7 protein-coding genes and 3 tRNA genes are annotated in these 12,137 nt (G+C 64.3%); 8 read left to right on the forward strand and 2 right to left on the reverse strand.

Features of this window, described 5'->3' with window-relative positions; genetic code table 11:
* From KA184_08995 to KA184_09020, 6 genes are all read left to right on the forward strand, one after another.
* Positions 1 to 3,404: amino acid adenylation domain-containing protein (locus tag KA184_08995; GenBank protein MBP8129708.1), on the forward strand; the 3,404-nt coding region annotated here is incomplete at its 5' end.
* Between the two features lie 73 nt (positions 3,405 to 3,477).
* A tRNA-Gly gene (locus tag KA184_09000) sits at positions 3,478 to 3,552 on the forward strand.
* Between the two features lie 12 nt (positions 3,553 to 3,564).
* A tRNA-Lys gene (locus KA184_09005) sits at positions 3,565 to 3,640 on the forward strand.
* 89 nt (positions 3,641 to 3,729) lie between these two features.
* A tRNA-Leu gene (locus tag KA184_09010) sits at positions 3,730 to 3,814 on the forward strand.
* Between the two features lie 21 nt (positions 3,815 to 3,835).
* Positions 3,836 to 5,302 (forward strand): trigger factor, encoded by a 1,467-nt coding sequence (gene tig, locus KA184_09015; protein ID MBP8129709.1) that lies wholly within the window; start codon positions 3,836 to 3,838, stop codon positions 5,300 to 5,302.
* The gene (locus tag KA184_09020) at positions 5,289 to 5,960 is read left to right on the forward strand and encodes an ATP-dependent Clp protease proteolytic subunit (GenBank protein ID MBP8129710.1); all 672 of its coding nucleotides are present in this window, start codon (positions 5,289 to 5,291) and stop codon (positions 5,958 to 5,960) included. The genes tig and KA184_09020 overlap by 14 nt, the downstream gene beginning before the upstream one ends.
* An 18-nt stretch (positions 5,961 to 5,978) precedes the next feature.
* Here KA184_09020 and KA184_09025 read toward each other — a convergent pair whose 3' ends face one another.
* Complete coding sequence (locus KA184_09025) at positions 5,979 to 6,269, reverse strand: hypothetical protein (protein MBP8129711.1); 291 nt, start codon at positions 6,267 to 6,269, stop codon at positions 5,979 to 5,981.
* 573 nt (positions 6,270 to 6,842) lie between these two features.
* On the opposite strand from KA184_09025, the gene clpX reads away from it, so the two are divergent.
* Positions 6,843 to 8,132 carry an ATP-dependent Clp protease ATP-binding subunit ClpX gene (clpX, locus tag KA184_09030; GenBank protein ID MBP8129712.1) on the forward strand — a complete coding sequence of 430 codons (1,290 nt, stop codon included), beginning with the start codon at positions 6,843 to 6,845 and terminating at the stop codon, positions 8,130 to 8,132.
* A 187-nt stretch (positions 8,133 to 8,319) separates the two neighbouring features.
* On the opposite strand, the gene ftsH is transcribed toward clpX, so the two are convergent.
* Entirely contained in the window at positions 8,320 to 10,287 is a 1,968-nt protein-coding gene (gene ftsH / locus KA184_09035; protein MBP8129713.1) for an ATP-dependent zinc metalloprotease FtsH, read from the reverse strand.
* 563 nt (positions 10,288 to 10,850) lie between these two features.
* Between ftsH and KA184_09040 the strand changes: the two genes are divergently transcribed.
* Positions 10,851 to 12,137: MFS transporter (locus KA184_09040; protein ID MBP8129714.1), on the forward strand; the 1,287-nt coding region annotated here is incomplete at its 3' end.

Below are 12,137 nucleotides of genomic sequence, written 5' to 3' on the forward strand. Positions count from 1 at the left end.
TGCGCGAACAACCGCTTGACCGGGCCGAGGCGTTCTGGCGGCAGCGGCTCGCGGGTTTCAGCGAGCCGAATGAGATACGGCTGCCGCCGGGCGGCGCGGTGCCGGAGGCCGCGCTCAATCCGGCGACGGGCGGCGCGGAAGTGCGGCATCGCTTGGACCGCCTGTTGGCCGCCGCGCTGAAAGACTTCGCGCGCGAGAATGGGGTCACGCTGAACACGCTGTTTCAGGCCGCGTGGGCGCTGGTCCTAGGCCGGTACAGCGGCTCGAGGGACGTCGTGTTCGGCGTGACGAAAGGGCTCCGGTACGGCGCCCCGGATGGACCGGCGCGCGTGGGGCTTTACATCAATACGCTTCCGTTCCGGGTGTTCATACCGGGGGACCGTGGCGTCCGCGCATGGCTGGGCGAGGTGCGCCGCGCATGGACGGAGCTGCGTGAGGTCGAGAACACGCCGCTGTCGAAGATAGGCGGGTGGAGCGAAGCGCCGCGGGGCGCGGCTTTATTCGACACGCATCTCGTGTTCGAGCGCGGCACCATGGATTATCTCGTGCGTGACGGGGGCGCCCGGTGGCCGCAGCGCGAGTTCCCCCTGTTTGAGCGCACCCCCACGGCAATCTCGCTGGCTGTGTATAACGCGGACGAATTGGACCTGGCCATCGAATATGACCCGGCCCGGTTTGCGCCCGAGGCGCTCGCGCGGACTCCGGGGCACATCGAAACGCTCCTCCGCGGCATGCTGGAACGACCCGACGCGACGCCGGACACGCTCGATATGCTTACGGAAGCAGAGAACCGCCTCCTGCGCGACGCGTGGCAGCCGGAAATACCGGACTGGTCCGCGCCAGCGCTGGTGTTGCAGTCTTTCGCGACGGCGGCCCAGCAGCAGCCGGACGCAATTGCGGTACAGGACGGCGATCAGCGAATCACATATGGCGAACTGGACCGGCGCGCCAACCAGCTGGCGCATTACCTGGCCGGGCTCGGCGCCGGACCCGAGAAGCCCGTGGCGCTGTGCGCGCCCCGCTCGCTCGATTTGATTATCGGCGTCCTGGGCATTATGAAGGCGGGCGCGGCCTACCTGCCCCTCGACCCGGCATACCCCGCGGCACACATGGATTACGTGCTCGAGACGGCATCGGCGGACATCGTGCTGACCCGGTCAGGCCTGCTGCCGCGCCTGTCGCGGCAGCAGGCGCACCTGGTGTGCCTCGATGCGGACGCGGCCCTTATCGGCGCGCGGCCCGCCGAGGCGCCGGTGGTGTCCCCCGCGCCTGAACACATGGTCTACGTCATTTTCACGTCGGGCTCGACCGGCAAGCCGAAAGGCGTGGTGGTGGAGCACCGTGCGCTGGCTTGGTTTGTGCGAGAAGCCACGCGGCTGTACGGCATCAATGCGCACGACCGCGTGCTGCAGTTCGCTTCGCTCAGTTTCGATGCGGCCGCGGAGGAGATCTGGCCCGCGCTGACCGCTGGCGCGACGCTTGTCTTGCGCAACGACGCAATGCTCGCGTCCGCCGCGGCGTTCTTTCAGCAGTGCCGCGACTGGGGCGTGACAGTACTCGACCTGCCCACGGCGTTCTGGCACGTGCTGGTGGACGAGTTGCGCGAGGCGCCCGTGCCCGAATGCGTCCGCATGGTCATTATCGGCGGTGAAGCGGCTCGCGCGGAGAGCGTCGCGGCGTGGCGCGCGCACGCGCCCGCGCGGGTGCGGCTGGTTAACACCTACGGCCCGACGGAAACGACCGTCACCGCCACGAGCAGTTTCCTGGACACGGAGCGCGATGGCGAACCTCCCATAGGACGCCCCCTGCCGGGGCTGCGCGCCTATGTGTGCGACGAACAGACGCGCCTGACGCCCATAGGGGTGCCGGGCGAACTGCTGCTCGGAGGGCAACAACTGGCGCGCGGCTACCTGGCGCGTCCAGACCTGACGCAAGCCGCATTCGTGCCGAGCCCGTTTCGCGAGGGGGAACGCCTTTACAGGACCGGCGACCTCGTGCGGCTTCGCGAAGACGGGCAACTGGTCTACCTGGGCCGGCGGGACCGCCAAGTGAAGATCCGCGGGTTCCGCATCGAACTGGGCGAGATCGAATCCGTGCTGAGCCGGCATCCCGGCGTCCGCGAAGCGGCCGTATCCGTATATGAAGCGGCGCCAGGCGACAAGCAACTCGTCGCATACCTGACGGCAGCCGGGCCGGGCGAACCGGCCACGTTCGAGGCGGAGGCGCGCGCCTGGCTGCGAGCGCAATTGCCGCCGCACATGCAGCCCGCGGTGTTCCATGTGCTCGAGCGGATGCCCCATACGACGAGCGGCAAGCTTGACCGGCGCGCCTTGCCCGCGCCCGCGGCGCGGCCGGTGGTGTCCGCCCCGGCGGAACAGGGCCCCGCGAGTGAACTCGAGCAACAGATGCTGGCTATCTGGGCGAAGGTGTTGAAGGTTCCGGCGCTGGGCATGAACGACAACTTCTTCGAACTGGGCGGGCACTCGCTGCTGGCGATCATCCTGCTGGGCCACGTCGAGCGCCAGTTCCAGAAACGGCTGCCGCCCATTCAACTGTATCAGGCGCCCACCGTACGCCAGTTCGCGCGGCTGCTCCGCGATGGGGAACAGGCCGGGCCGCAGTCGCCGCTGCGGCCCATTCAACCGGAGGGAAGCCGGCCGCCGCTCTTCTTTGTGGGCTCCACCGACCTGCTCGATTCCGTGGTTCCGGTGCTCGGGCGGGACCAGCCCCTCTACTCGCTGAACATTTTCGGCCTGCAGGAACAAGACGGCAAGGCTCCGGCGCTGTCGCTGAAGGACATTGCGGCAAGGTACATCGGGGAAGTGCGGCGCGTGCAACCGCGAGGGCCTTACTATCTGGGCGCGTACTGTCGCGACTCCATGCTCGCGCTCGAAATGGCGCAGCAATTGCACGCGGCGGGCGAGCGCGTGGCGCGGTTGTTCGCCATCGACTACTTCTGGGAAAGCAGGCCGCGGTACGGGCGCTTGCGCCGCTACCTGCGGAATCTGCGCCAGTACGGCGCGCGATACTTGCGCGACAAGTACCAGGAGCGGCTGAAATTGCTGCGGGAACACTACGGCCGCGTGCGCAGCAGGCTTGCGCTGCGCCTGTCGGCCCGCGTTCGGGAAAACGTGCCGCCCGCGCACCACACCACCCTGTTCATTCACGCCTATTACGACGCCGCCGCGGCGTACAGGCCGCTTCCGTATCCCGGCGCCGTGACGGTGCTGGTGGCGGACGAGTGGGGCGTGGTCCGTCTGCCGGAGTGGGAGCGCATCGCGCGGGGTGGTGTCGAGATTCGTCAAATCCCCGCATGCCATCACAGTCTGTGGAAGCCGCCGCAGGTGAACGCGCTCGGCGCGGTCTTGAGGGAATGCCTGGACACGCCCGGGCCGCCGCAGTGAAGCAGCCTGCCTCGCGGCGCGCGCATCTGGTTGACAGCGGTTTTTGTGTTTGCTAGAATCCTTCGGTTGCTGAGCGGGAGTAACTCAGCGGTAGAGTGCAACCTTGCCAAGGTTGAGGTCGCGGGTTCAAATCCCGTCTCCCGCTCCATTTTTCTTTCTGGGGCCGTTAGCTCAGCCGGTAGAGCAGGTGACTCTTAATCACAAGGTCGCAGGTTCGACTCCTGCACGGCCCACCAGAGGGGCGTTACACGCGGGTCGGCGAGTGCCCCGCCGATGGTCCGCGCGGGTATAATCAGTAGTGTGCATTGTGGGCCAAGTCTGAGCCGGGCGAGTGGCGGAACTGGCAGACGCGCTGGACTTAGGATCCAGTACCGCAAGGCGTGCGGGTTCAACTCCCGCCTCGCCCACCAAACCCTCGAGAAATCAGGAACATGAGCGACGACAAAGAAAAGCAGGAACCCACCCAGGACGCGGCAATCGAAGCGGTAGCTGAGGAAGCGGCGGCCACCGAAGACAAGAAGAAAGAGAGCAAAGAAGAGGAAAAGGAATTCCAGTTCGTAGAGCCGCCCGTGTTCTCCGTAGAGCACAAGGGCGACTGTGCGTACGAGGTCAAGGTAACCATTCCAGCAGCCAATCGCGCCAAGAAGGCGGAGGAAGTCTTCGAGGAATTGCAGCGGGACGCGGATGTTCCGGGGTTCCGGCGCGGCCGGGTCCCCCGCAAGGTGCTGGAGAAGAAATTCGGGAAGGCCATCCGCGAGGACGTCGTGGACAAGCTGGCCGCCGCCGCTTTCTTCAAGCTCCTCAAAGACGAAGAACTCAAGGCGATGGCGTATCCAGATATTGACGGGCTGGACGAGGCCAAAGCTCTCGGCCCCGAGATGCCGCTCGACTTGGTGTTCAAGTTCGAGGTCATGCCGCGCGTGACGCTCGGCGAGTACAAGGGCGTGCCCGTGGAGCGGCCTGTTGTTACCGTCGAGGATGCGGATATCGAGGCGTCGGTCCTGGACCTGCGGCGGCGCTTTGCCCTCTATGAAACCGTCGCGGACGCGCAAGCCGCCGACGGCGATCAGGTGATTATCGATTTCCACGGCCAAGTGGACGGACAGGATTTCCCCGGCAATCGCGCCGAGAACTATCCCTATATCCTGGGCACAAAGCGGTTCTTCCCGGAATTTGAGGAGGTCCTGCGCGGCGCGGCGACGGGCGCAACCGTCGAGTGCGACGTAACCTTCTCCGAGAACGACCGCGCCCGGGAGCTGGCCGGAAAAGCAGCCCACTATACCATCAAGGTCAACGAAATCAAGCGCCGCCAAGTGCCGGAGCTAACAGACGAATTCGCGCGACAGGCCGGTTACGAGAGTGCCGCGGACCTGCGCGACAAGGTGGCCGATGGCCTGCGCAGCGGCTCGAGCGCGCAGAGCGACCAGGTGGCGGAACAGGTCGCCGTGGCGAAAATCGTGGAGAGCAGCTCGTTCGAGATTCCCGCGTCGCTGCTCGAATCGCTGGCGAAAGACCACTACGACGAGGAATTGCAGCGTTTACGCCGGATGCACATCCCGATGAGCGAAATTGAAGCGCGCGAAGAAGCGTTGCGCGCGGAAGCGCGGCAAGAAGCCGAGCGCGGACTTAGAGAGTTCCTGGTGCTGCGCGAAATTGCGCGCGCCGAGAAGGTCGAAGTCACGGACGAGGATTTTGTGGAGGAAGCCGAGGCGATCAGCCGGCGCACCGGCACGGAAGTCGCCGCGGTCCGCAGTTTCATGGATAAAGAAGAGCATAAGGACGACTACACGGAACGTTTGCTCCGCCGCAAGGCGCTGGCCTTTGTCATGCAGCACGCCCAGATTACGAATAAGGAACTGCCGCACGAGGAAGATGAGGCGCAAGATGGGCAAGCCTAACCCCGAACCCGGCGCGTTGTCTCTGCGGCATTCTGCCTTGACGCTCGAGGGCGGCGCGACTGCGTCGCCGCGCGCCGTGACTATCTACGAGCAGACCAGCCGCGGCGACCGGCCCTATGACATCTACTCGCGCCTGCTTGCCGACCGGATTATTTTCCTCGGCATGCCTATCGACGACTATGTCGCCAACTACATCATCGCGCAGCTGCTGTTTCTCGAGGCGGAAGACCCGGACAAGGACATCAACATCTACATCAACACGCCGGGCGGCAGCGTGACGGCGGGGCTGGCCATCTACGACACCATGCAGTTCGTCAAGCCGGATATCTGCACCATCTGTCTCGGTCAGGCCGCCAGCATGGGCGCGGTGCTGATGGCCGCCGGAACCAAGGGCAAGCGCTTCGCGCTTCCCTATTCCCGGTTTTTGCTGCACCAGTTGATGGGCGGGGTCCACGGCCAGGCCGCGGACATCGAAATCCAGGCCCGGGAAATCGTTCGCGTCGGCGAGATGATCGATGAAATCCTCGTGAAGCACACGGGCCAGCCGATCGAAGTGATCCGGCACGACAGCGACCGCGATTTCTTCATGGGCGCGCAGGAAGCCAAGGCCTACGGCCTCGTCGATGAGGTCATGGTCCGTACGCACCTCAAGCGGTGAAGCGCCGCCCGCCGGGGCTCACGCCGCGCGCCGCAACTCGACCGAGAACGATAGGCGTGGAATCTCCAGCCGGGACCGCGTTTCATCCAGCGGCGTGATCACCACTTCGCCGGTTCGACCGTCCGGCCCGGTCATCTCGAGCAGGACATTCGAGTCTCGTTCTTCCTTGAGGCGCATGGCGCCGCCCAGCCCATCGAAGAACACCGCTTCGTCCGACGGGCGAAACTCGACCGTGAAGGACTGGCCCTTGATCTCGCCCGACCACGTGCCCTCGAGGGTGTCGTACAGGCTGCTCCCGCAGCCGGCCATGACAGAGACCAGGCAGAAGCACGCCGGGAGAAGAGGGGCGCAACGGAAGAGACGGCGAACGGGCATGGCTCGAAGCGATATGCTTATATTCGGCATAGCGGCATAATCAGGCTGTTTATTCATGGGTCAATACGAAAACGCCCCGGCCCGGCATGTTGGGCGCGAGACGGGTACGGCACGAGTGTATCATCCCGCGGCGGCTGGAAAAAGTTGCACGAATCTGGTGGCCCAGGGAGTGCGCCGCTGGAGCGAAGGCTGTCCTCCCCCCTTCCTCGGGGGCATGAGCGGAGCAGAGACCAATATTCTTGTGTCCACAATCTTCCGTTTCGTCCACGCGGCGCGGGCCGGGGGCGCACCGCGCAGCGAGTCAGGTGGCGCCGAAGGGTTGCGTTTCATGGAACCTGCACGCATGTTGGCGTATGGTAAGCATAGAACAAAGCTTGCGTTAGACAGGCGTTTGTTGGCACAATAAGGGGGTCTATGTTGCGATGGCGGGCCGAAAGAAATCTGTTGACAAGCGGCCGCCAAAGTGATATATTCGCCTTTGCCCTAGTGGTCAGGAGGTGTGTTGGCATGGCTTCACAGCGTGGTCGCAACGACGTACCTACATGCTCGTTTTGTGGCAAACGCCACGACGAGGTCAACAAGCTCATTGCAGGCCCGGAAGTGAATATTTGCGACGAGTGCGTGAAGCTCTGCGGCGAGATTGTGGCGGAAGACCGCGCGCGCAAGAGCGGCACGCGGACCGTGAAGGTCCCGACGCCTGCGGAGATCAAGGATTTCTTGGACCAGTACGTGGTCGGGCAGGAGCATGCGAAGCGCGTGCTGGCCGTCGGCGTGCACAACCATTACAAGCGCATTGCGGCGGGCGGCGAACTGGACGGCGTCGAGATTCAGAAGTCGAATGTGCTCTTGATCGGCCCGTCCGGCTGCGGCAAGACCGTTCTGGCCGAGACGCTGGCTCGGATGCTGGAAGTGCCGTTTGCCGTGGTCGATGCGACCACGTTGACCGAGGCGGGCTACGTCGGAGACGACGTCGAGAACGTTATCCTGAAACTGCTTCAGAGCGCGGATTTCGATTCCGCGCGCGCCGAGACGGGTATCGTTTATATCGATGAGATCGACAAGATCGCGCGCAAGAGCGACAGCCCCTCGATCACGCGCGACGTGTCGGGCGAAGGCGTGCAGCAGGCGCTGCTCAAGATACTGGAAGGCACGATTGCCAACGTGCCGCCTCAGGGCGGGCGTAAACACCCGCAGCAGGAGTGCATCCAGGTTGACACGCGGAACATACTGTTCCTCTGCGGCGGCGCGTTCAACGGGCTCGAAGCGATCATCCGCAAGCGTACCGGCAGCAACGTCATCGGGTTCAACGCCGAGATCAAGTCGAAGAAAGAGCGGGGCATCGGCGAACTGCTGGCCCTGATCAAGCCTGAAGACCTCATCAAGTTCGGCATGATCCCCGAATTCGTGGGGCGCGTGCCCGTCGTCGCGACGCTGCACGAACTGGGCCGCGAGGAACTCGTCCGCATCCTGGTCGAGCCGAAGAACGCCATTACCAAGCAGTACGAAAAACTGTTCGAACTCGAAAACGTGAAGTTGCGTTTCCCCGAAGAGACGATTCAGGCCGTGGCGGACTGCGCCCTCGAGCGCGACACGGGCGCGCGCGGCCTGCGCAGCATCCTCGAAGAGGTCATGCTCAACGTCATGTTCGATATCCCCTCGCGCAAGGACATCCGCGAGTGCATCATTACGCCGGGCGTCATTCGCAATCGCGAGGAGCCGCTCATCGTCTACGAGCACGAACTTTCCGAACGCGGCGAACGCGCCAAGGAAAAACCCGGACGCTCCGCTTCCGCCTGACCACGCCTCTCAATGCCATGGCTCCCCTGTCTTGCAGGCGGTCGCGCCCTGCGCAAGAAGCCATGGGACCCTTCTTGAAAAAGACACGGCCCCGCTTTCCCATCCCGCGGGCGCGCTCGTGGCGTCACGAGCACTTGGCAGCGGCGGGGATGTGCGCGGGGAGCAGATGCGAAAAGACCCGGTGACCTCACGCCGTATCGGGTACGATGTCGCCGGGGGGAATGGCCTTGACTTCTTCCGGTGCTTCGCCGCTCTCTTTATGGCGGCGGGGTTTGGCGGGCGCGGGGAAGGATTCTTCTTTTTTCGGCTTCTCGGGAAGCAGGTCCGCGCCGCCGTGTGCGCGGATGATCGCGTCAATTTCCTCGGCCTCGAGCGTTTCGCGCTCGAAGAGCGCCTCGGCGAGGGCATCCAGGATATTGCGGTGCTGCGTGACGATGTCCTTTGCGTCTTTATAGGCCTCTTCGAGGAGCCGGTGCACCTCGCGGTCGATGGCCGCGGCGGTTTCTTCGCTGAACTCGCGCATGCGCGCGAAATCGCGCCCGAGGAACACCTCGCTCTGGCCCGCAAACGAAACCGGGCCCAGTTCGCTCATGCCCCATTCGCACACCATGGCGTGCGCCAGTTGCGTCGACCGTTTGAGGTCGCTGGCGGCGCCGCTGTTGAACTGGCCGTAGACCATTTCTTCCGCGGCGCGCCCGCCCATGGCGTAGCGCAGCGTCGCGAGGCAATAGGGCTTTGCGACGCTGTGCCGGTCTTCTTCCGGCAACGCGCTGGTAACGCCGAGCGCTTGCCCTCGCGGGATGATGGTCACCTTATGAACAGGGTCGGTGTCCGGCAGCAGCCGGCCGACGAGCGTATGGCCTGCCTCATGGTAGGCGGTGGCCAGCTTTTCTTTCGGAGTCATGACGAGGCTGCGCCGGGCCGGCCCCATGAGCACACGGTCCTTTGCCTCCTCGAAATCGTGCATGGTTACGGAATCCTGGCCGCGCCGCGCGGCGAGCAAGGCCGCCTCGTTGACGAGATTAGCGAGGTCCGCGCCGGAGAATCCCGGCGTTGCGCGCGCAAGCACCTGCGTATCGACCTCGTCGTCTATGGGCACCTTCTGATTACGGATGTGAATTTCGAGGATTTGTTTGCGGCCCTTGATGTCCGGGTTGCTCACGACTATCTGCCGGTCGAAACGGCCCGGGCGCAGCAGGGCCGCGTCGAGCACGTCGGGCCGGTTCGTCGCCGCCATCAGGATGACGCCGTCATTCGTGTTGAAGCCGTCCATCTCGACGAGCAGCTGATTCAGTGTCTGTTCCCGTTCGTCGTGACCGCCGCCCAGTCCCGCGCCGCGCTGGCGGCCGACGGCGTCGATTTCGTCGATAAAAATGATGCATGGCGCGTGCTTGTGACCCTGCTGGAAGAGATCGCGCACACGGCTCGCGCCGACGCCGACGAACATTTCAACGAAATCGGACCCGCTGATGCTGAAGAAGGGCACGCTCGCCTCGCCCGCGACCGCCCGCGCCAGCAGCGTTTTGCCGGAACCCGGCGGCCCGACCAGAATCACGCCGCGCGGAATCTTGCCGCCGAGCCGGGTGAACTTCTTCGGGTCCTTCAGAAACTCGACGACTTCCTGAAGCTCTTCCTTGGCTTCATCGACGCCTGCCACGTCCGCGAACGTTACCGTTTTGTCGCTCTGGTTGACCATGCGGGCGCGGCTCTTGCCAAAGGACATGGCCTTGGCGCTGCCGCCCTGCATCTGGCGGAACATGAAGAACCAGAAGAGGCCGATGATCAGCAGCAACGGCACGACGTTGAAGAGCAGGCTGGTCCAGAGCGTGTTCTGCGGCGCGAACTTGACCGGCACCCCCTTCTTGCTCAGTTGCTGCTTCCAGTCGTCCTTGAACTCGTTCGTGGTGAAGCTGGCTGTCCGGCGCCCGTCCATTTCTTCCGCGAACCGCACCTCGACGCTGAACAGCTTCTCGCCTTCTTCCGTCACGCTCACCGACTCAATACGAGTATCCTTCTCGTCCAGGACCTGAGCGACGAAATCGGCCTCTGTATACTCCTTTCGGGGCTTCTGCCAATCGGTGAAAGCGGATAAGGCCAACACCACGATGATCAGCAGGACAATCCAGAGGGAGACCTGTTTCAGGAAACCGTTCATCAGTCTAAGGGGATCCTCGCTAGTCCCGGCCGGGAAGCCGGTTCGGCCCACCCGTGCCGTTTACGGCTCAACAATAACAAACACTCGGCATGCACGTACGCATACCGCACCTCACGACATGATACCATACGAAATGCCCTCGCACAATTAAACCCACGACTGTTACGGTCCGCCTCACGGAATCCTTAACTGGCGTCCGTACCGGACCTTAGGTCGTTGCCCGCCCGTATCGCGAGCCGGAACAAGCACCCCGCCCCAACCAGGTGGATCGTCAACACGCCAGCCTTGGAGGGACATTCCTTGACTTCCTGAAGTGTGTTTCCTTCCTGCCCGGGGTCCGGACTTGCCGCGGTACCATCCCTTGCAGCCGCATGCCTGCTCTCTCTTGTCCGGCATAATTCGTTGCCTGCCAGTGTTCTCCTTAGAACCCTTGGACATTCGTGTCTCTTCACGTATACCATTATGCGCCGTCGCGGGGGCTGTACTGGAGTAATGGGAAGGGTTTATTGCGCCTGGGCCCTGCGACAGCGCTGCGCCGGACCGGATACTGTGACATTTCAACCATGAACACCACGCACGCAAACGACGACGCAGCCGCTCCGCTCGCCCCGAGATCCCGCCGCGCCACCGGTATTGTCTTTGTGACGCTGTTCATCGACCTGGTCTCTTTTTCCATCGTTTTCCCTCTGTTCCCGAACATGTTGGCGTACTACCGCGGCGTCGAGGGCGGCGCCGGCCTATTCGGCTGGTTCCACGGCGTTCTCGAACGGCTTACCGCGCTGGCCGGTTCGCCCGAGGGAGACTGGGGCATCATGGTCCTCTTTGGCGGCGTGCTGGGCGCCCTGTACTCGTTGCTCCAGTTCCTGTGCGCCCCCGTGCTGGGCCGCGCCTCGGACCGCTACGGGCGCAAGCCGGTTCTTCTGCTCGGGGTGGGTGGCATGGTCCTGTCGCATGTGCTGTGGGTCTTTGCGGGCCGGTTCTGGCTGCTGCTGTTGTCTCGCGTCATCGGTGGCATGATGAGCGCCAACATCGCCACGGCCACCGCCGTTGTCGCGGACGTGACCGACGCGCGAACCCGTCCGCGCGGCATGGCGCTCATCGGCATGGCCTTCGGCCTCGGGTTCATTATCGGCCCGGCGATCGGCGGGCTCACGGCGTCACTGGACCTGACGGCGCACTGGCCGGGTCTTGTCCAGGTGGGCGTCAACCCCTTCTCCACTCCAGCGCTTATTGCCGCGGTTCTATCGTTTGCCAACTGGCTGCAATTGGCGCTCCGTTTCCGCGAATCGCTGCCCCGGGACCGGCGGTCCGTTCCCGCTTCGGTGCGCACGGCGAATCCCCTGGTGTTGCTGCGCGAGCGAAGCGCGCCCGGCGCCGGCGGCACGAATCTGACCTACTTCCTCTTCTTCGCCGTCTTCTCCGGCATGGAGTTTACCTTGACTTTTCTCACCGTGGACCGGCTGGGTTACGCGCCCCGCGAGAACGGCCTCATGTTCTTTTATGTGGGCGTGATTCTTGCCCTCGTGCAGGGGAGCTATGTACGGGTCCTGTCGCCGCGGCTGGGCCCCAGGCGCATGAGCGCCCACGGCATTTCCCTGGCCGCGCCGGGCCTGCTGCTCATCGGACTTGCGGCGGCCAACACGAGCGCCCTCATGCTGTTCGCCGGACTCGGGCTGCTGGCCGCGGGCGTGGCGCAGACCACCCCGTGCCTGACCGCGCTGGCCAGCCTGTATGCGCCGCATGGCGAACAAGGCCGCGCATTGGGCGTCTTCCGGTCCGTGGGCGCCCTGGCCCGCGCCGCCGGGCCGCTTGCCGGTTGCCTGTTATATTGGAGCCTGGGCGCCAGCCTG

Source organism: Candidatus Hydrogenedentota bacterium (assembly GCA_018005585.1).
In the GTDB taxonomy this organism is placed as follows: Bacteria; Hydrogenedentota; Hydrogenedentia; order Hydrogenedentales; family JAGMZX01; genus JAGMZX01.